Below are 19,190 nucleotides of genomic sequence, written 5' to 3' on the forward strand. Positions count from 1 at the left end.
CCTCGCCATCGGACCCGCCAACAAGAAAGGGCGCCCGAAGGCGCCCTTTCGCGTCCGGCAAAGCCGTCCGTCTAATGGATCAGCGTCAGCAGCTGGTCGAGAGACTGCTTCGCGTCGCCGTAGAACATCCGGGTGTTCTCCTTGTAGAACAGCGGGTTCTCGATGCCGGAGTAGCCCGTGCCCTGCCCCCGCTTGGAGACGAAGACCTGCTTGGCCTTCCAGCATTCCAGCACCGGCATCCCGGCGATGGGGGAGTTCGGATCCTCCTGCGCAGCCGGGTTCACGATGTCGTTGGAGCCGATCACGATGGCGACGTCCGTCTCCGGGAAGTCCTCGTTGATCTCGTCCATCTCCAGCACGATGTCGTAGGGCACCTTGGCCTCGGCCAGCAGCACGTTCATGTGCCCCGGCAGGCGGCCGGCCACGGGGTGGATGGCGAAGCGCACGTTCTTGCCCTTGGCCCGCAGGCGGCGGGTCAGTTCCGCCACGTTCTGCTGCGCCTGCGCCACCGCCATGCCGTAGCCCGGAATGATGATCACGCTGTCGGCCTCTTCCAGCGCCGCGGCCACGCCCTCGGCGTCGATCGCGATCTGCTCGCCCTCGACTTCCATCGCCGGGCCGGAGGCGCCGCCGAAGCCGCCGAGGATGACCGAGACAAACGAGCGGTTCATCGCCTTGCACATGATGTAGCTCAGGATCGCCCCGGAGGAGCCCACCAGGGCACCGACCACGATCAGCAGATCGTTGCCGAGCGAGAAGCCGATCGCGGCGGCGGCCCAGCCCGAGTAGCTGTTGAGCATGGAGACGACCACCGGCATGTCGGCGCCGCCGATGCCCATGATCAGGTGGTAGCCGATGAACAGCGCGGCCAGCGTCATCAGGAACAGCGGGAAGAAGCCCCCGGTGTTGAAGTACCAGATCAGGCACAGCAGCGAGACGCCCGCGGCGGAGGCATTCAGCAGGTGGCCGCCGGGCAGCTTCGTCGCCGCCGAGGTCACCCGGCCCGACAGCTTGCCGTAGGCGATCACGGAGCCGGTGAAGGTGATCGCGCCGATGAAGATCCCGAGGAACAGCTCGACGCGCAGGATGTTCTGCTCAACGACGTCCTTCTTGGCCAGAAGCGCGCCGAAACCTTCCAGCGCCTTCTGCGCCTCCGCGTCCATCGCCAGCACGCGGCCCAGCTCGAAATGGGCGTTGAAGCCCACGAAGACGGCCGCGAGGCCGACGAGCGCGTGCATCCCGGCCACGAGCTCGGGCATCTGGGTCATCTCGACCCGGCTGGCCAGCATGTAGCCGATCACGCCGCCGGCCGCGATCAGCACGATCGACAGCCACCAGAGCCCCGCACCGGGGCCGATCAGCGTGGCGACGACCGCCAGCGCCATGCCGACGATCCCGTACCAGACGGCGCGTTTCGCGCTCTCCTGGCCGGAAAGCCCCCCGAGCGAGAGGATGAACAGAACAGCCGCAACAACGTAGGCGGCGGTGGTGAAACCGAAGTCCATTGCCCTCTACTCCTTAGGATTTCTGGAACATGGCGAGCATGCGCCGGGTGACGAGGAAGCCGCCGAAGATGTTGATCCCGGCCATGAAGACCGAAAGCGCGGCCAGCAGGATCACGAGGAAACTGCCCGAGCCGATCTGCATCAGCGCCCCGAGGATGATGATCGAGGAGATCGCGTTGGTCACCGCCATCAGCGGCGTGTGCAGGGCGTGGCTCACGTTCCAGATCACCTGGAAGCCCACGAAGACCGCCAGCACGAAGACGATGAAATGCTGCATGAAGCTCGCGGGGGCCACGAGCCCCACGCCGAGGATCAGCGCCGCGCCCACGCCCAGCAGGGTCACCTGCTGCTTCGTCTGCGCCTTGAAGGCGGCGATTTCCTGCGCCTTCTTCTCCTCCGGCGTCAGTTCCTTGGGCTTCTCCTTGCTCTTGGCCGCGATGGCCTGGACCTTCGGCGGCGGCGGCGGGAAGGTGATCTCGCCCTCGTAGGTCACGGTGGCGCCGCGGATGACGTCATCTTCCATGTTGTGGACGATCTTGCCGTCCTTCCCGGGCGTCAGATCCGTCAGCATGTGGCGGATGTTCGTGGCGTAGAGCGTGGAGGCCTGTGCGCCCATGCGGGCGGGGAAATCGGTGTAGCCGATGATGGTGACGCCGTTGTCGGTCACCACTTTTTCGTCCTTAACCGTGCCTTCCACGTTGCCGCCGCGCTCCGCGGCCAGATCGACGATCACCGAGCCCGGCTTCATGGCCTTCACCATGTCTTCCAGCCACAGCTTGGGCGCCTCGCGGTTGGGGATCAGCGCGGTGGTGATCACGATGTCCATCTCCGGCGCCAGCTCGCGGAACTTCGCCAGCTGGGCCTCGCGGAACTCGGGCGAGGAGACGGAGGCATAGCCGCCGGTGGCGGCGCCGTCCTGCTGCTCTTCCTCGAAATCGAGATAGACGAACTCCGCGCCCATGGATTCGACCTGCTCGGCCACTTCGGGCCGCACGTCGAAGGCGTAGGTGATCGCGCCCAGCGAGGTGGAGGTGCCGATGGCGGCGAGGCCGGCCACGCCCGCGCCCACCACGAGCACTTTGGCCGGGGGCACCTTGCCCGCGGCGGTGATCTGGCCGGTGAAGAAGCGGCCGAAGTTGTTGCCCGCCTCGATCACGGCGCGGTAGCCCGCGATGTTGGCCATGGAGGAGAGCGCGTCCATCTTCTGGGCGCGGCTGATGCGCGGCACCATCTCCATGGCGATGACGTTGGCCCCCGAAGCCTTCGCCTTCTCCATGCCCTCTTCGTTTCCGGCCGGGTTGAAGAAGCTGATCAGCGTCTTGCCCTTGGCCAGGTAGCCCAGCTCCGTGGCGTCGGGCTGACGCACCTTGGCGATGATGTCGGCCTCTTTCCAGAGCGTGGCCGCATCGGGCACGACCTTCACGTCCGCGGCCTCGTAGGCGTCATCGGAGAATCCCGACGCCTGCCCGGCCCCCGACTCGATCAGGCATTCATAGCCCAGTTTCTGCAGCTGCCTGGCACTCTCCGGCGTCAACGCGACCCGCGTTTCGCCGGGAAAGACCTCTCTCGGAACACCGATTTTCACTGTTTTCTTCCCTCTCTCCCGAACTGCCCAACACTAGCAGGACACAATCAGACGCAGGCTTGTTAACCCGCGCAATAAAATTTCTCAACGACTGTCGAGCGTGAATTTTCTGCGACGCAGCGACATTTCAGATCCATCTGCGCACCTTGTTGCAATAAGCGGCGTATTGCTTGCGGAATTTGCGGCGCAGGCGATCTTCCTCCGGCAGCACGAAGCGGCGCTCGATGACCCAGAGGAAAAGCGGCACCAGCGGCAGCGCCAGAACGGCGTCCCACCACAGGATGAGGCCGGCCAGCAGCAGCATGTCGCCCAGGTAGATCGGATTGCGGCTGCGCTTGAACACGCCCGACTGCACCAGCGCCGCGCTTTCGCCATGGGGGTGCACGGTCGTCTTGTGGCGGCGCATCTGCTGCACGGCCAGCACCATCAGCAGCAGCCCTCCGCCCACGAGGAAGCCGGCCAGCAAATCCGGGATCGGGCCGGGAAACCCCAGCCCCGGCGCGAGAAAGGAGAGCCGCCACGCCAGAAACAGGAACACGGCCAGCCAGAACGGCGGCACATCCAGCGATTTCAGAAGGGGCATTTCCCGTTTCCTCTTCGCGCGCACGCAAACAGCCCCGAGACGGGGCATTCCGAAACTAACATATCAGATTTGGAAAGGGAAAGGTGAATAATGCTGACCTAGCGTCAATTCACCACAGCCCGCGCGAAAAAATCCAATGCCCTCAAGCGCTTTTCAGCGCCTTCGGACGCAGCCCCGCGGCCCAGTCCTTCACTGCGGCGCCGAAGGCGGTGAACAGCGGGCGGGAGACGGGATCCATCGCCGCGTTCCATTCCGGATGCCATTGCACGCTCATGGTGAAGCCCGGCGCATCCTTGATGTAGATCGCTTCTGGCGTGCCGTCGGGCGCATGGCCGTCGATCACCACCCGCGCGCCGGGGCGCGCGATGCCCTGCCCGTGCAGCGTGTTCGTCATCACTTCGGTGGCCCCGAAAAGCCGGGCGAAGGGGCCGTCGGGGGTGAGGCTGACGATGTGGCGCAGCTCGAACTTCTCTTCCAGCGTGCCGTCGGGCGGCATCCGGTGGTTCATCCGCCCGGGCAGATCGCGGATCTCGGGATGCAGCGTGCCGCCCATCGCCACGTTGACCTCCTGGAAGCCCCGGCAGATCCCGAGGAAGGGCTGGCCGCGTTCCACGCAGGCGCGCACCAAAGGCAGGGTGATCGCATCACGCGCGCGGTCGAACTCTCCGTGGGCCTCGGTCACCGCCTCGCCGTATTCGTCGGGGTGGACATTGGGCCGGCCGCCCGTCAGCAGAAAGCCGTCGCACAGCTCCAGAAGCTCGGGAACGGAGACGAAACGGGGGTCGGCCGGGATCAGCATCGGCATGCAGCCGGCGACATCGGCCACCGCTTCCGAGTTCATCGTGCCGCCGGCGTGGGCGGGATACTGATCGTTGATGAGATAACTGTTGCCGATGATACCGACGATTGGCCGTGCCATTTGTGCCCCTGCGCGTTTTCCACGGCAGACTATAAGCCGATGGCCTGGCCGCGAAAAGCACACAAAACCGTGCAGCTTCTGCAAAAATCTGCAACAGGCGCGGGCCGTTTGCCGCCCGCGCCCGATCAGATGATCGCTTTTGGCCCCGCGTTCAGGCCTCGGCCTCAAGCCCGGCCGCGGTGATTCCGGCCACGGCGGCCTCGGCATCGTTGTCGGAGGTATCCCCGGTGACGCCCACCGCGCCGACGATGTTGCCGCGCTTGTCCTTCACGAGGACGCCACCGGGCACCGGGATCACCTGCCCGCCGTAGGCGCCGTTCACCGCGGCCATGAAATAGGCCTGCTGCTCCGCGCGCGCCATCTGCGCCTTGCCGGCCATGCCCAGCATCACCGAGCCGTAGGCCTTTCCCTGCGCGATGGCGAACCGGCCCGGCGCGGCGCCGTCCTCGCGCTCGAAGGCTTTCACGTGGCCGCCGGTGTCGAGCACCACCACCGAGAGCGGTTTGAGCTCCATTTCCCGGCCCTTGGCCAGAATGCCGCGAATGATCATCCGGGCCTTGCGAAGGCTGATTTCCGCCATTGTCCTCTCCTTGCAACGGTCTTTGAACGTGAAAACGCCCGGCACGGGGCCGGGCGCGTGAATGTCAGGAGGCCTTGAGTTCCAGCCTGCGGGCGTGCAGCACCGGCTCGGTGTAGCCGGAGGGCTGTTCGCGCCCCTTGAACACCAGGTCGCAGGCGGCCTTGAAGGCGATGCCGTCGAAACCGGGCGCCATCGGGCGGTAGGCCGGATCGCCGGCGTTCTGGCCGTCCACCACGGCGGCCATCTTCTTCATCGCCGACATCACCTGCGCCTCGCTCACCACCCCGTGATGCAGCCAGTTCGCCAGCGCCTGCGAGGAGATCCGGCAGGTGGCGCGATCCTCCATCAGGCCGACGTTGTTGATGTCGGGCACCTTGGAACAGCCCACGCCCTGATCGACCCAGCGCACGACGTAGCCGAGGATGCCTTGCGCGTTGTTCTCCACTTCCGCGGTGATTTCTTCGTCCGACCAGTTCTGCCCCGTGGCCACCGGGATCGTCAGCAGATCGGCCAGCGTGCCCCGGCGGCCCTGCGCCTTGATCTCGTTCTGGCGGGCGAAGACGTCCACCTCGTGGTAGTGCGTGGCGTGCAGCGTGGCGGCGGTGGGCGACGGCACCCAGGCGCAGTTTGCCCCGGCCATCGGGTGGCCGATCTTCGCGGCGAGCATGTCGGCCATCAGGTCCGGCATGGCCCACATCCCCTTGCCGATCTGCGCCTTGCCCTGAAGCCCGCATTGCAGCCCGATATCGACGTTGCGATCCTCGTAGGAGGCGATCCAGGGCGTGGATTTCATGTCGCCCTTCTTCAGGAAGGGGCCGGCCTCCATGCTGGTGTGGATCTCGTCGCCGGTGCGGTCGAGGAAGCCCGTGTTGATGAAGGCGACGCGGTGCTTCGCGGCGCGGATGCATTCCTTGAGGTTCACCGAGGTGCGGCGCTCCTCGTCCATGATGCCGAGCTTCACTGTATGGCGCGGCAGGCCGAGGATCTCTTCCACGCGGGTGAAGATCTCGTCGGCGAAGGCGACCTCCTCCGGCCCGTGCATCTTCGGTTTCACCACGTAGACGGAGCCCTTCAGCGAGTTGCCGCCGTCCCGCTTCAGATCGTGCATGGCGATCAGCGTGGTGAAGAGCGCATCCATCAGCCCCTCGCCCGCTTCCCGCCCCTCACGGTCCAGCACCGCCGGGTTCGTCATCAGGTGGCCCACGTTGCGCACCAGCATCAGCGAGCGGCCTTTGAGCGTGGCCGCCGCGCCGCCGGCGGTGGTGTAGGCGATGTCGGGGTTCATCGACCGGGTGACGGTTTTGCCGCCCTTCTCGAAGCTCTCTTCCAGATCGCCCTTCATCAGGCCCAGCCAGTTGCGGTAGGCCAGCGCCTTGTCCTCGGCATCCACGGCGGCGACGGAATCCTCGCAGTCCATGATGGTGGAGATCGCGGCCTCCAGCGTCACGTCGGAGACGCCGGCCGGATCGTCCTTGCCGATCGGGTGGCCGCGGTCGATGCGGATGATGATGTGCAGATGGTTGTGCCTGAGCACGATTCCTTCCGGAGCCTCGGCCTTGCCGATGTAGCCTACGAATGCCGCCGGATCGGCCAGCGCCGGCACCAGCGCGCCGTTCTCGACGGCATAGCCGGTGCAGGCGGCATGGCTGCCCTCGGCCAGCGGCACGGCCTTGTCGAGGAAGGCCTTCGCCCAGGCCACCACGCGCGCGCCGCGCGCCGCGTCATAGCCCTTGCCCGCGGGCAGATCGCCCAGCGCATCGGTGCCGTAGAGCGCATCGTAAAGGCTGCCCCAGCGGGCGTTGGCCGCGTTCAGCGCGAACCGGGCGTTCATGATCGGCACCACCAGCTGCGGACCGGGAATCGCGGCGATCTCGTCGTCCACGTTGGCGGTCTCGATCTCGAAATCCTCGCCCTCCTCCAGCAGGTAGCCGATATCCTTCAGGAAGGCCTCGTAGGCGGCGGCGTCATGGGGCTGCCCCCGGCGCGCCACGTGCCAGGCATCGATCTGCGCCTGGATCGCCTCGCGCTTCTCCAGCAGGGCGCGGTTCTTCGGGCCGAGCTCGTGCACGAGGGCGGAGAGCCCCGCCCAGAAGGCATCGGCGCTGACGCCCGTGCCCGGGAGCGCCTCACCTTCGAGAAAATCCACGAGGCGGCTGTCCACCTGCAAACCGTGCTTTTCCTGACGTTCCATCCCCGAGATCCTCCTGTGAACGTTTTGCCGGCGCGCGGGGCGCCGGTTTCCTGTTACGCAAAAAGTTTCCGATAGTAAACAGCTTTGGTAAATTTACTTTACCAATTTGCAAGACGGAGGCGAAACACCTTCAATCCGAATTTGAAATCCGCCGCGCCCTGCGGCAGCGCTCGGAGCAATGGCGCACGTGCTCCCAATCCTTCGCCCACTTGCGCCGCCAGGTGAAGGGGCGACCGCAGGTGGCACATGTTTTGCTGGGCAGATCGCGCTTTTCCACCCGCTTGCCGCCGCGCCGCATCAGAGCCCCAGATCCAGCTGCCGGGCATCAAAGCGCGCCGGTTTGCGGCGGCGGCTGCGGGGCGGTTTGCGGCTGGCGTGCGCCCTGACCACCTGCACCGCCTCCTGCCTGAAGCCGGCGCTCTTGCGCACCGCGTGGACGGCTTCCCGCGCCGCGCGGGCGCTTTCGGCCGGGTCCACCAGGGGATGCGGGTAGCGGCGGCCCAGAAGCGTGCCCGCCCTTTCCCAGGCCCAGGGCGTCTGCAGGAAAACGTCGGGCACCTCGGCCAGCTCGGGCAGCCAGCGGCGGGTGAAGATGCCGTCCGGATCCTGCTCGTGCCCCTGTTTCACCGGGTTGTAGATGCGTACCGTGTTCATCCCTGTCACCCCGCTCTGCATCTGGCACTGGCTCAGGTGGATGCCCGGCTCGTAATCGGTGAAGCGCTGCGCCAGCAGCGGCGCGGTGGCGCGCCAGTCGAGCCACAGGTTGTAGCTTGCGAAGGACATCACCATCGCCCGCATCCGGAAGTTCAGCCATCCGGTGTGCGCCAGCATCCGCATGCAGGCATCCACGAAGGGCACCCCGGTTTCACCGGCGAAGAAGGCCTCCAGCCGCGCGGCGTCGGGCGTGGCGGGGCGCAGGGTCTCGTAGGCCGAATGCAGGCAGCGCCGCTCGAGGTCCGGGGCGTCTTCGAGCTTCTGCATGAAGTGGTCGCGCCAGGCGAGCCGGGCCTGGAAACTGGCGAGGCTGCCGCGCCAGCCATCCCGCGCGCCCTTCACCTCGGCCTGCCGCGCGGCACCGGCATGGGCCGCCTCGCGCGGGGAGAGCGTGCCGAAGGCCAGGTGCGGCGACAGCCGGGAACAGGCCGCCTCCCCCGCCAGCGGCGATGACATCGCCTTGCGGTAATGCCGGCCCCGCTCGGTGAGGAAGCCGCCGAGGCAGGCAAGCCCCTGCGTGCGCCCCCCTATCTGCCGCGCCGGACAGGTATCCGGCGGCGCGAGATCGGCCGGGATGGCGCCACCGCCCAGCGGGTCCGACAAGGCGGCCACAGAGATCAACGCCACGGGCTCCAGCAGCGGCCCACGGAAGCGGGCGGTGCGGCGCGCAGCCCAGCCGTCGCGCCCCGGCGAACGCCGTTCCACCCCGGGCTGGGGCACCTCCTGCCACGCCACGCCCGCCCGGCGCGCCCAGTCGGCCACGCGCCTGTCGCGCCGGAAGGTCCAGAGGTTGCCGGTCTCCTCGTGGCTCACCAGCCGACGCACCCCATGCGCCGCGCGCAGCGCGTCGAGCACCTCCACCGCCTCGCCGGTGCGGATCTGCAGCGGCGCGCCCAGCGCCGCGAGATCGCGCGCCAGTTCCGCGAGGCACTCGGCCAGGAAGGCCCACTGGCGGCCGGAGCTGTCGGGCAGCGCCCAGAGCGCCGGCTCGCAGATGTAGAGCGGGATCACGGGCCCCTGCCCGGCCGCCAGCCGGAGGGCGGCGTTGTCCTGCACCCGCAGATCGCGCTTGAACCAGAGAATCGTCACCATGGCGGGGCAGATAGAACGCCGCGCGCGGCCGGAAAGCCCATCGCACGCCCCCTGCCACCGCCTTGCACCCGCCCGCCAAACCGCTACACCTTACCGCCAACAGCATATGGAGAGCCGCGATGAAAGATGCCGCGCCGCAAAAGATCTACCTGTCGGATTACACCCCCTTCGGCTACCGCGTGGAGGAGGTGCATCTGACCTTCCGCCTCGCGCCAGAGGCCACGCGGGTGCTGTCCCGCATCCGCTTCGCCCCCAACCCCGAGGCCACCGACCGCCGGTTCTTCCTGCACGGCGAGCAGCTGAAGCTGCTGAGCGCGCGGATCGACGGCGCCCCGATCACCCCCCGCTTCGTGGACGGCGGGCTGGAGGCCGACGTGCCCGACGGCCCCTTCCTCTGGGAAGCGGAAGTGGAGATCGCCCCGGCGAAGAACACCGCGCTCGAAGGGCTCTACATGTCGGGCGGGATGTATTGCACCCAATGCGAGGCCGAAGGCTTCCGCAAGATCACCTATTACCCCGACCGCCCCGACGTGATGGCCACCTTCACCGTGCGCATCGAAAGCGACATGCCGGTGCTGCTCTCCAACGGCAACCCGCTGGGCAAGGGGGCGGGCTGGGCCGAATGGCACGATCCCTGGCCCAAGCCCTCCTACCTCTTCGCGCTGGTGGCCGGGGATCTGGTCAACCACGCCGACCGCTTCACCACGATGGAAGGGCGCGACGTGGAACTCAACATCTGGGTGCGGCCGGGCGACGAGGGCAAATGCGCCTTCGGGATGGACGCGCTGAAACGCTCCATGAAGTGGGATGAAGAGGTCTACGGCCGCGCCTACGACCTGGACATTTTCAACATCGTGGCCGTGGACGATTTCAACATGGGCGCGATGGAGAACAAGGGGTTGAACATTTTCAACTCTTCCTGCGTTCTCGCCAGCCCGGAAACCTCCACCGACGCCAACTTCGAGCGCATCGAGGCGATCATCGCCCACGAGTATTTCCACAACTGGACGGGCAACCGCATCACCTGCCGCGACTGGTTCCAGCTCTGCCTGAAGGAAGGGCTCACCGTCTTCCGGGATCAGCAGTTCACCGGCGATCAGCGCAGCCATGCGGTGAAGCGCATCGACGACGTGCTCACCCTGCGCGGCCGCCAGTTCCGCGAGGACAACGGCCCGCTCGCCCACCCGGTGCGCCCGGAAAGCTTCGTGGAGATCAACAACTTCTACACCGCCACCGTCTACGAGAAGGGCGCCGAGCTGATCGGGATGCTGAAGACGCTCGTGGGCGATGCCGCCTACAAGGAGGCGCTGGATCTCTATTTCCGCCGCCACGACGGCCAGGCGGCCACGATCGAGGATTGGCTGAAGGTCTTCGAGGATGTCACCGGGCGCGATCTTTCGCAGTTCAAACTCTGGTACAGCCAGGCCGGCACGCCCCGCCTGAAGGTGGAAGAGGCATTCGAGAACGGCACTTACACCCTGACGTTCACGCAAAGCACGCCCCCCACGCCGGGCCAGCCCGTGAAGGATCCGAAGGTCATCCCGATCCTCGTCGGGCTGCTTGACGACACCGGTGCGGAGATCCAGCCCACGACGTTGCTGGAGATGACGCAGGAAAGGCAATCCTTCTGCTTCGAGGGGCTCTCCGCGCGCCCGATCCCTTCGATCCTGCGCAATTTCTCGGCCCCCGTGATCCTGCAGCGCGAAAGCAGCAACGCCGAGCGTGCCTTCCTGCTGGCCCATGACACCGATCCGTTCAACAAGTGGGAGGCCGGGCGCGCGCTGGCCAAGGACGTGCTGACCCGCATGATCTGCGACGGCGCCCCGGCCGATCCGGCCTACCTCGATGCCCTGCAGCGCGTGGCCCGTGACGACAGCCTCGATCCGGCCTTCCGGGCACTGGCCCTGCGCCAGCCGAGCGAGGAGGACATCGCCCAGACCCTGTTCGACGCCGGCCGCACCCCGGATCCGGCGCGAATCCACGATGCCGCCGAAACACTGGCGCAGGCACGCGCCGAGGCTCTCCAGGATCTGCTGCCGCGCCTCTACGCCGAGATGCACGTGCCCGGCCCCTACAGCCCCGACGCCAAGGCCGCCGGCAAGCGCGCGCTTCAGAACACGGTGCTCGGGCTGCTGTCGCGGCTGGATTCCGGTGAGGCCGCGCGCCGGCAGTATGCCGCCGCCGACAACATGACGATGCAGCTCGGCGCGCTGGCGAGCCTGCTCACCATCGAGCGCGGCCGCGCCGAAACCGCCGCCTTCTACGACCAGTGGAAGGCCGACCGCCTCGTGATGGACAAATGGTTCGGGCTCCAGGTGGCCTGCGCCGCGCCGGAAGCGGCGGCCGAAACCGCCCGCGCCCTGACCGAACACGCCGATTTCGACTGGAAGAACCCCAACCGCTTCCGCGCCGTCTTCGGCAGCCTCGCCACAAACCCGGCCGGCTTCCATCATGAAAGCGGCGCCGGCTACGCGCTGCTCGCCGACTGGCTGATCCGGCTCGATCCGGTCAACCCGCAGACCACTGCGCGCATGTGCTCGGCCTTCGAGACATGGCGCCGCTACGATGCCGACAGGCAGGGGCTGATCCGCGCCCAGCTCGAACGGATCCTGAACCAGCCCGGCCTCAGCCGGGACACCACGGAAATGATCACGCGCATCCTGGAGGGATAGGCCGATGGACCGCAAGAACATGCTCATCACGGGGGCCTCCTCGGGGATCGGCGCCGCGCTGGCGGAACTCGCCGCGCAGGAAGGCTGGGACATCGGCCTGAACTACCGCAAGGACGAAGCCGCCGCCCGCGCCGTCGCCGCCCGCGCCGAGGCCGCGGGCGCCCGCGTCGTTCTGTTGCCGGGCGACGTCTCCGACATCGCCGACGTGGAACGCATGTTCAGCACTTTCGACGACACCCTCGGCCGGCTCGATGCGCTCATCAACAACGCCGGCATCGTCGGCGCGGCCAGCCGGGTGGAGGATCTGCCCCCCGAGCGGCTGGAACGCATGTTCGCCGTGAACGTGCTGGGCAGCATCTACTGCGCGCAGGAAGCCGTGCGCCGCATGGCCCATCGCTACGGCGGCAAGGGCGGCAGCATCGTCAATGTCTCTTCCGTCGCCGCGCGGCTGGGCTCGGCCGGGGAATACGTGGACTACGCCGCCTCCAAGGGCGCGATCGACACCTTCTCCAAGGGGCTTGCCGACGAGAACGCCCGCGAGGGCATCCGCGTCAACGTGCTGCGGCCGGGAATCACCGCCACGCCACTGCACGCCAAGGGCGGCGAGCCGGGCCGGGAAGAGCGCCTGAAAGACAGGATCCCGATGGGCCGCCCCGGCGAAGCGCGGGAAATCGCCGAGGCCATTCTCTGGCTCGCAAGCGATCGCGCCTCCTACGTGACGGGGGCGTTCCTGGACGCCAGCGGCGGGCGCTAGGCGCGGTGCTGCCCTACCGCTTCGAGACCCGCGGCAAGAACGCGAAGAACTACGCCGCGCTCGCGGGGCTCGCTCTGGCCTTCGCCGGGCTGATCGCGCTGGGGGCCTCCATCTGGTTTCTCCTGATCGTTCAAGGGCTTGCCGCCCTGATCCTCTGGGACGTGCTGACCGATCGGCGCGCGAGCCTCAGCCTTGACGCCTCGGGGCTGCGCTGGCGGTCCGGCCGCCGTGAAGAGGCCTTCACGCTGGGCGAAATCGGCCGGCTGCGGCTGTCCCGGCGGCTGGATTTCTCCCATGCCGCCACCCTGTATGCCACCAACGGCCAGCGCCATCCGATCCCCTGGGAGTGCCTGCCGCCCGTGCCCGCCTTCAAGGCCGCGGCCGAGGAAGCTGGCATTGAAGTGGAAACGGTATTATTTTCATTGGTCTAGACTGCATGTCATAGAAGCTTAGCTGATGTCTGTTTGTGTAGGCCCATGAAAGATAGAATCGATCCTTTGATTGAAGAACGGGCCGAGTGGCTGTTTTCTTCCAATCCGGTCGCCCGCGCCTGCCGTGCCGGGCTGAACCGGCTGCTGGGCTATCAGCGCACGCTCGACCTCGGCGAAACCCTGCGCGACGAACCGGCGCCCGAGATCATGGACAGGGTGGCCGCGATGCTCGCCAACCACCTGACCGTGACCGGGCTCGAACACATCCCCGCCAAGGGCCCCGCCCTGATCGTGGCCAACCACCCCACCGGGATCGCCGACGGGGTGATGCTCTGGCAGGCGCTGTCGGCCCGGCGGCCCGACATCTTCTACTTCGCCAACCACGACATCCTGCGCGTGCTGCCCCAGATGGAGGCGATCATCGCCCCCGTCGAATGGCGCGAGGAAAAGCGCACGCGCGCGAAGACCCGCGCCACGATGGACTACATGCGCACCGCCGTGGCCGAGGAACGGATCGGGGTGATCTTCCCCTCCGGCCGGCTGGCCAAGCGTCGCGGACTGCGGCTGCATGAACGGCCGTGGATGGCCTCCGCGGCGATGATGGCGCGCAAGTTCGACCTTCCGGTCATCCCGCTCAACATCCGCGCGCGCAACTCGGCGCTCTTCTACCTCTTCGATCTCGTCCACCCCTCGCTGCGCGACATCACGCTCTTCCACGAGACCCTGAACAAGGATCGCCAGCCCTACCGCATCACCATCGGCGCACCGATCCCGCCCGGCGATCTGCCGGCGCAGGCCGCCGAGGGCATCGAGGTGCTGAGGGCCGCCACGCTGGCCCTCGGCGGGCGCCACGCGCCGACGGTTTCTCTGGTGGACAGCACCCGCCGCCCGAGCTGGGCCAAAGGCGCCGCGCCCGCCACGGGCTGACCCGAAGGCCGCCCGCGAACCGCCCCCGCGCACTGGCACGGCGAACTGGCCCGGCGAACCGGCCCGACGCACGAGCGCGGCGCGTCACTCCTTGCGGCAGTAATCCTGCTGGCGCACCCAGGCGGCCATGTCGGCCCGCTTGGAGGCGGAGCGGAACGGCGCCCAGTCGCGCGCCATGCCCGGCCAGGGCGATTTCGTGCCCGAGACGACGCCGCCCTTGGGCACCTGCCGCTCCATGATCTTCACGGCGCATTCGAGGTTCTTGGTGCCCACGAACAGTTCGCTTCGGTTCAATCCGCAGCCGTAGTAGTTGGCGCTCTTGGGCGCGATCTGCACGAGTCCCAGCCACCGCCCGCCGCCGCCGGCAGCTTTCGGGTTCCAGGTGCTTTCATGCTTGGCCAGCGCCGAGAGCACCCCCGCCCAGAAGGCGGCGCGCTCCTCGGGCCCGTTCTCGGGATAGGCCGGGCACCAGGTGTCGGTGTCGGCGGGCACCATCGCCAGCAGCGTCGGGGCATCTTCCAGCAGCGCGGCGATCGCGGCCTGGGTCCAGGCCTCGCTCTCGGGGCGGAAATCCCAGCGCATCACGGGCAGCGCATCGACCTCGGCCTCGCCGTCTCTCAAGGCCGCATCGCCGCAGCTCGACAGGAAAGCCGCACAGAGGAAAGAGATCAGAAAGCCGGCCTTGCGCATCGCGGGCTCCATCCGTTGTTGACCCATCCGCAACGCTAGCCGCAACCGGCGCGCCCCGTCCATCCGCGCCGCCGTGCATGGACGGATTTCCGCCGATCGCGCGCTGCCCCGAACGGCCACCATTTCGCGCCGGCGAGGCTTGCCCCTGCCCGCGCCCTGCCCTAGAAGGCAAGGCGATCAACGCGAAGGACGCCGAAACAATGCTCGACCTGACCTACACCGCCCCCGCGCCGAAAGTCATCGCCGGTGCGAAAGAGGATTGGGAACTCGTGATCGGCATGGAGGTCCATGCCCAGGTCTCTTCCAACGCCAAGCTGTTCTCCGGGGCCTCCACCCGCTTCGGTGCCGAACCCAACTCCAACGTGGCCTTCGTGGACGCCGCCATGCCCGGCATGCTGCCCGTCATCAACGAATTCTGCGTCGAACAGGCGGTGCGCACGGGCCTCGGCCTGAAGGCGCAGATCAACCTCTTCTCGGCGTTTGACCGCAAGAACTACTTCTACCCGGATCTGCCGCAGGGCTACCAGATCAGCCAGCTCTACCACCCGATCGTGGGCGAGGGCGAAATCCTCGTGGACATGGGCCCCGGCGTGGGCCGCAAGGTGCGCATCGAGCGCATCCACCTCGAACAGGACGCCGGCAAGAGCGTGCACGACATGGACCCGAACATGTCCTTCGTGGATCTCAACCGCACCGGCGTCGCGCTGATGGAGATCGTCTCCCGCCCCGACATCCGCGGCCCCGAGGAGGCCGCCGCCTACATCGTGAAGCTGCGCCAGATCCTGCGCTACCTCGGCACCTGCGACGGCAACATGCAGAACGGCAACCTGCGCGCCGACGTGAACGTCTCGGTCTGCCGCCCGGGAGACTACGAGAAATACCAGGAAACGCAGGATTTCAGCCATCTCGGCACGCGCTGCGAGATCAAGAACATGAACTCCATGCGCTTCATCCAGCAAGCCATCGACTACGAGGCGCGCCGCCAGATCGCCATCCTCGAAGACGGCGGCACGGTGGATCAGGAAACCCGCCTCTACGATCCGGACAAGGGCGAAACCCGCTCCATGCGCTCCAAGGAAGAAGCGCATGACTACCGCTACTTCCCCTGCCCCGATCTTCTGCCGCTGGAAATCGAACAGGCCTGGGTCGATGACATCGCCGCCTCCCTGCCCGAGCTGCCGGATGCCAAGAAGGCCCGCTTCGTGGGCGATTACGGCCTGAGCGAATACGACGCTTCCGTGCTGACGGCCGAGGTGGAAAGCGCCGACTACTTCGAGAAAGTCGCCGCTGTGGGCGAAGACGGCAAGCTCGCCGCCAACTGGGTCATCAACGAGCTGTTCGGCCGCCTCAAGAAGGACGATCGCGAGATCACCGAAAGCCCGGTCAGCCCCGAGCAGCTCGGCGGCATCATCAAGCTGATCAAGGCCGGCGACATCTCCGGCAAGATCGCCAAGGAGCTGTTCGAGATCGTCTACACCGAAGGCGGCGATCCGGCCCAGATCGTCGAAGCCCGTGGCATGAAGCAGGTCACCGACACCGGCGCCATCGAGGCCGCCGTGGACGAGGTGATCGCCGCCAACCCGGCCCAGGTCGAGAAGGCCAAGCAGAATCCCAAGCTGGCCGGCTGGTTCGTCGGGCAGGTGATGAAGGCCACCGGCGGCAAGGCCAACCCGAAGGCCGTGAACGAACTGGTGGCGAAGAAACTCGCCCAGTAACGTCCAGCCCCGCAAGGCGCCGCACTTTTTTCTCGCCCCCGGTGCCCCGAGCGCCGGGGGCGAGCGCGTTTCGGGCCAGCCTCGCGGCCTGAACTCGCCCATCCGCACCGCGCCTCTTTCCGCACGCGCGAAGCACGCGCCGCCGCACAGGCTTTCCTCTCGCACCAAATACCTCGGGGGGAGGCCCGCGAGGGCCGGGGGGCAGCGCCCCCGCCCCGCGCGCCATCCGCGCTTGACTTGCCCGCCGCCCGGCGCCAAACAGGCGCCACACACATAAACCCGCAACCGGGCGTTCCGTGGGCGCCAAACCGACGAGGAGAGCCAGCAGATGGCCCAGATTTCCCTCACCTTCCCCGATGGCAATGCGCGTGAATACGACGCCGGCGTGACCCCTGCCGAGGTCGCCGCCTCCATCTCCACCTCGCTTGGCAAGAAAGCGATTTCCGCGCAGGTCAACGGCCGGCACTGGGATCTGCAGTGGCCGATCGAAACCGATGCCACCATCGCCATCAACACCATGAAGGACGCCGAGCCCGCGCTCGAGCTGATCCGCCACGACCTGGCCCATATCATGGCCCGCGCCGTGCAGGAGATCTGGCCCGACGTGAAGGTCACCATCGGCCCGGTCATCAAGGACGGCTGGTATTACGATTTCGACCGCGCCGAGCCCTTCACCCCGGAAGATCTCGCCGTCATCGAGAAGAAGATGAAGGAGATCATCAACAAGCGCGAGCCCGTGCGGACCGAGGTCTGGGATCGCGCCCGCGCGATCAAGCACTACGAAGACAACGGCGAGCCCTACAAGGTCGAGCTGATCGAGGCCATCCCCGGCGATGAGCCGCTGCGCATGTATTGGCACGGTGACTGGCAGGATCTCTGCCGCGGTCCGCACCTGCAGCACACCGGGCAGGTGCCCGCCGACGGCTTCAAGCTGATGAGCATCGCCGGCGCCTATTGGCGCGGCGATTCCAACCGCGCCATGCTGCAGCGGATCTACGGCGTGGCCTTCCAGAACAAGGAAGATCTGCGCAAGCACCTCAACATGCTCGAAGAGGCCGCCAAACGCGATCACCGCCGTCTGGGCCGTGAGATGGATCTGTTCCACATGCAGGAAGAGGCACCGGGCCAGGTCTTCTGGCACCCCAACGGCTGGAAGATCTACACCACGCTCCAGGATTACATGCGCCGCCAGCAGGAGCGCGGCGGCTACGTCGAGGTGAACACCCCGCAAGTCGTGGACCGCAAGCTCTGGGAGGCCTCCGGCCACTGGGACAAGTACCAGGAGAACATGTTCATCGTCGAAGTGGACGAGGATCACGCCCGCGAGAAGGCGGTGAACGCGCTCAAGCCGATGAACTGCCCCTGCCACGTGCAGGTCTTCAACCAGGGCCTGAAATCCTACCGCGACCTGCCCCTGCGCATGGCCGAATTCGGCTCCTGCGCGCGCTACGAGCCCTCCGGCGCGCTGCACGGGATCATGCGCGTGCGCGGCTTCACGCAGGACGATGGCCACATCTTCTGCACCGAGGACCAGATCGAGAGCGAAACCGCCCGCTTCATCGATTTCCTGTCGAAGATCTACAGCGATCTCGGCTTCGATGACTGGACGATCAAGCTCTCGACCCGCCCCGAGCAGCGCATCGGCTCCGATGAGACCTGGGACGAGATGGAGCGCGCCCTCGGCGATGCCTGCAAGGCCGCCGGGCATGAGTTCGAGATCCTCGAAGGCGAAGGCGCCTTCTACGGGCCGAAGCTCGAATTCACCCTTACGGACGCGATCGGGCGCCAGTGGCAATGCGGCACGCTTCAGGTGGACGCCAACCTGCCCGAGCGGCTGGACGCCACCTTCATCGGCCAGGACGGCGCCAAGCATCGCCCCGTCATGCTGCACCGCGCCACGCTGGGCTCTTTCGAGCGCTTCATCGGCATCCTGATCGAGGAACACGCCGGCAAGCTGCCCTTCTGGCTCGCGCCGCGGCAGGTCGTCGTGGCCGCCATCGTCTCGGATGCCGACGACTACGTGCATGAAGTCGTGGCCGCGCTGAAGGCCGCCGGCGTGCGCGCCGAGGCCGACGTGCGCAACGAGAAGATCAACTACAAGGTCCGCGAGCACAGCCTCGGCAAGGTGCCCGTGATCCTCGCGGTGGGCATGAAGGAAGTCGAGGAGCGCACGGTCTCGGTGCGCCGGCTTGGCGAAAAACAGACCTCGGTTCAACCGCTTGCGGCCATCGTCGAGGAGCTCTCCGCCGAAGCGACCCCGCCGGACCTGCGCTGACGCTTCACAAGGTGATGAGGGCGCCCCCGGCCGCGGGTGTGGGGCTGAAAGCCCCCGCCCGTGGAGGCGGCCGGGGACTTCCCGGCGTGCCGCCGGGCGGCACATCCTCCCGTTGTGCGCTGACAAACTCCTGACGATTCCGAAAGCGGCGCCGTGATCGGGCGCCGCTTTTGCTTTGCCGCCCCTTGCCGCCGGTGCGGGAATGTTTCAGCGCAAGGCTTTCTTTACGGTTTGCCTGCAACATCCGGGCACCAAGCGGCCGGGAACATCCAATTTTGCGCCGGCGCGCCATCACGGCACATAACGCGCTCGTGATGCACGCCCATGTGAGTGGAACGTGTGTGTTTGCCTCGGCTACCTCTGTCCGTGTCGCAACAAGCCGACACGAAAACAAGTCTTTTTAGAGGAACATACCGATGTCCAACCAAGTTGACCTGCCCCCCGCAAAATCCCTCACCATGATGTAGAGTCTGCTCAACCCTGAAGGAGCAGACGACATGAGGAAAAGCCGTTTCACCGAGGCGCAGATCATCGGGATGATCAAGGAGCAGGAGGCA

The 19,190-nt window shown here is 66.9% G+C and carries 15 protein-coding genes; 6 read left to right on the forward strand and 9 right to left on the reverse strand.

Annotation, left to right across the window (positions count from 1 at the left end; translation table 11 throughout):
* Positions 1-71 precede the first annotated feature (71 nt).
* From PSA7680_RS06135 to PSA7680_RS06170, 8 genes are all read right to left on the reverse strand, one after another.
* The gene (locus PSA7680_RS06135; RefSeq protein WP_085867784.1) at positions 72-1,505 is read right to left on the reverse strand and encodes an NAD(P)(+) transhydrogenase (Re/Si-specific) subunit beta; all 1,434 of its coding nucleotides are present in this window, start codon (positions 1,503-1,505) and stop codon (positions 72-74) included.
* Positions 1,506-1,518: 13 nt separating this feature from the next.
* Positions 1,519-3,090, reverse strand: coding sequence for a Re/Si-specific NAD(P)(+) transhydrogenase subunit alpha (locus PSA7680_RS06140; protein ID WP_085867785.1), 1,572 nt, complete (start codon positions 3,088-3,090; stop codon positions 1,519-1,521).
* A 127-nt stretch (positions 3,091-3,217) separates the two neighbouring features.
* The gene (locus PSA7680_RS06145) at positions 3,218-3,664 is read right to left on the reverse strand and encodes a methyltransferase family protein (RefSeq protein ID WP_085867804.1); all 447 of its coding nucleotides are present in this window, start codon (positions 3,662-3,664) and stop codon (positions 3,218-3,220) included.
* A gap of 151 nt (positions 3,665-3,815) precedes the next feature.
* Complete coding sequence (locus PSA7680_RS06150) at positions 3,816-4,592, reverse strand: gamma-glutamyl-gamma-aminobutyrate hydrolase family protein (protein WP_085867786.1); 777 nt, start codon at positions 4,590-4,592, stop codon at positions 3,816-3,818.
* Positions 4,593-4,743: 151 nt separating this feature from the next.
* The gene (locus tag PSA7680_RS06155) at positions 4,744-5,172 is read right to left on the reverse strand and encodes a GlcG/HbpS family heme-binding protein (protein ID WP_085867787.1); all 429 of its coding nucleotides are present in this window, start codon (positions 5,170-5,172) and stop codon (positions 4,744-4,746) included.
* A 64-nt stretch (positions 5,173-5,236) separates the two neighbouring features.
* On the reverse strand, positions 5,237-7,363 hold the full coding sequence (locus PSA7680_RS06160; protein WP_085867788.1) for a malate synthase G: 2,127 nt from the start codon (positions 7,361-7,363) through the stop codon (positions 5,237-5,239).
* A 130-nt stretch (positions 7,364-7,493) separates the two neighbouring features.
* Positions 7,494-7,661 carry a DUF2256 domain-containing protein gene (locus PSA7680_RS19065; RefSeq protein ID WP_176244088.1) on the reverse strand — a complete coding sequence of 56 codons (168 nt, stop codon included), beginning with the start codon at positions 7,659-7,661 and terminating at the stop codon, positions 7,494-7,496.
* Positions 7,661-9,169 (reverse strand): FAD-binding domain-containing protein, encoded by a 1,509-nt coding sequence (locus PSA7680_RS06170; protein ID WP_085867789.1) that lies wholly within the window; start codon positions 9,167-9,169, stop codon positions 7,661-7,663. Before PSA7680_RS06170 ends, PSA7680_RS19065 begins: the two co-directional genes overlap by 1 nt.
* A gap of 119 nt (positions 9,170-9,288) precedes the next feature.
* Here PSA7680_RS06170 and pepN point away from each other — a divergent pair, with 119 nt between their 5' ends.
* From pepN to PSA7680_RS06190, 4 genes are read left to right on the forward strand one after another with little or no spacing between them, the layout of a single operon-like run.
* The gene (gene pepN / locus PSA7680_RS06175) at positions 9,289-11,841 is read left to right on the forward strand and encodes an aminopeptidase N (RefSeq protein WP_085867790.1); all 2,553 of its coding nucleotides are present in this window, start codon (positions 9,289-9,291) and stop codon (positions 11,839-11,841) included.
* Between the two features lie 4 nt (positions 11,842-11,845).
* Entirely contained in the window at positions 11,846-12,595 is a 750-nt protein-coding gene (locus PSA7680_RS06180; protein ID WP_245824486.1) for an SDR family oxidoreductase, read from the forward strand.
* 5 nt (positions 12,596-12,600) lie between these two features.
* Positions 12,601-13,026, forward strand: coding sequence for a hypothetical protein (locus tag PSA7680_RS06185; RefSeq protein ID WP_085867791.1), 426 nt, complete (start codon positions 12,601-12,603; stop codon positions 13,024-13,026).
* A gap of 45 nt (positions 13,027-13,071) precedes the next feature.
* Positions 13,072-13,953 (forward strand): lysophospholipid acyltransferase family protein, encoded by an 882-nt coding sequence (locus PSA7680_RS06190; protein WP_085867792.1) that lies wholly within the window; start codon positions 13,072-13,074, stop codon positions 13,951-13,953.
* A gap of 84 nt (positions 13,954-14,037) precedes the next feature.
* Here the strand turns inward: PSA7680_RS06190 and PSA7680_RS06195 are convergent, their stop codons facing one another.
* Positions 14,038-14,643: a lytic transglycosylase domain-containing protein gene (locus tag PSA7680_RS06195; RefSeq protein ID WP_085867807.1), complete on the reverse strand. Its 606-nt coding sequence runs from the start codon at positions 14,641-14,643 to the stop codon at positions 14,038-14,040.
* 200 nt (positions 14,644-14,843) lie between these two features.
* On the opposite strand from PSA7680_RS06195, the gene gatB reads away from it, so the two are divergent.
* Together gatB and thrS are read left to right on the forward strand one after the other, a co-directional pair.
* Positions 14,844-16,358, forward strand: coding sequence for an Asp-tRNA(Asn)/Glu-tRNA(Gln) amidotransferase subunit GatB (gatB, locus tag PSA7680_RS06200; RefSeq protein ID WP_085867793.1), 1,515 nt, complete (start codon positions 14,844-14,846; stop codon positions 16,356-16,358).
* A 328-nt stretch (positions 16,359-16,686) separates the two neighbouring features.
* On the forward strand, positions 16,687-18,633 hold the full coding sequence (gene thrS / locus PSA7680_RS06205) for a threonine--tRNA ligase (RefSeq protein WP_085867794.1): 1,947 nt from the start codon (positions 16,687-16,689) through the stop codon (positions 18,631-18,633).
* Positions 18,634-19,190 lie beyond the last annotated feature (557 nt).

The sequence above is a fragment of the Pseudoruegeria aquimaris genome (assembly GCF_900172235.1).
Classification (GTDB): Bacteria; Pseudomonadota; Alphaproteobacteria; order Rhodobacterales; family Rhodobacteraceae; genus Pseudoruegeria; species Pseudoruegeria aquimaris.

Coding starts and splice junctions, on each gene's coding strand:
- PSA7680_RS06135 (WP_085867784.1), bottom strand. CDS start 1,505: ATGGACTTCGGTTTCACCACCGCCGCCTACGTTGTTGCGGCTGTTCTG.
- PSA7680_RS06150 (WP_085867786.1), bottom strand. CDS start 4,592: ATGGCACGGCCAATCGTCGGTATCATCGGCAACAGTTATCTCATCAAC.
- PSA7680_RS06155 (WP_085867787.1), bottom strand. CDS start 5,172: ATGGCGGAAATCAGCCTTCGCAAGGCCCGGATGATCATTCGCGGCATT.
- PSA7680_RS06160 (WP_085867788.1), bottom strand. CDS start 7,363: ATGGAACGTCAGGAAAAGCACGGTTTGCAGGTGGACAGCCGCCTCGTG.
- PSA7680_RS19065 (WP_176244088.1), bottom strand. CDS start 7,661: ATGCGGCGCGGCGGCAAGCGGGTGGAAAAGCGCGATCTGCCCAGCAAA.
- PSA7680_RS06170 (WP_085867789.1), bottom strand. CDS start 9,169: ATGGTGACGATTCTCTGGTTCAAGCGCGATCTGCGGGTGCAGGACAAC.
- pepN (WP_085867790.1), top strand. CDS start 9,289: ATGAAAGATGCCGCGCCGCAAAAGATCTACCTGTCGGATTACACCCCC.
- PSA7680_RS06180 (WP_245824486.1), top strand. CDS start 11,846: ATGGACCGCAAGAACATGCTCATCACGGGGGCCTCCTCGGGGATCGGC.
- PSA7680_RS06190 (WP_085867792.1), top strand. CDS start 13,072: ATGAAAGATAGAATCGATCCTTTGATTGAAGAACGGGCCGAGTGGCTG.
- PSA7680_RS06195 (WP_085867807.1), bottom strand. CDS start 14,643: ATGCGCAAGGCCGGCTTTCTGATCTCTTTCCTCTGTGCGGCTTTCCTG.
- gatB (WP_085867793.1), top strand. CDS start 14,844: ATGCTCGACCTGACCTACACCGCCCCCGCGCCGAAAGTCATCGCCGGT.
- thrS (WP_085867794.1), top strand. CDS start 16,687: ATGGCCCAGATTTCCCTCACCTTCCCCGATGGCAATGCGCGTGAATAC.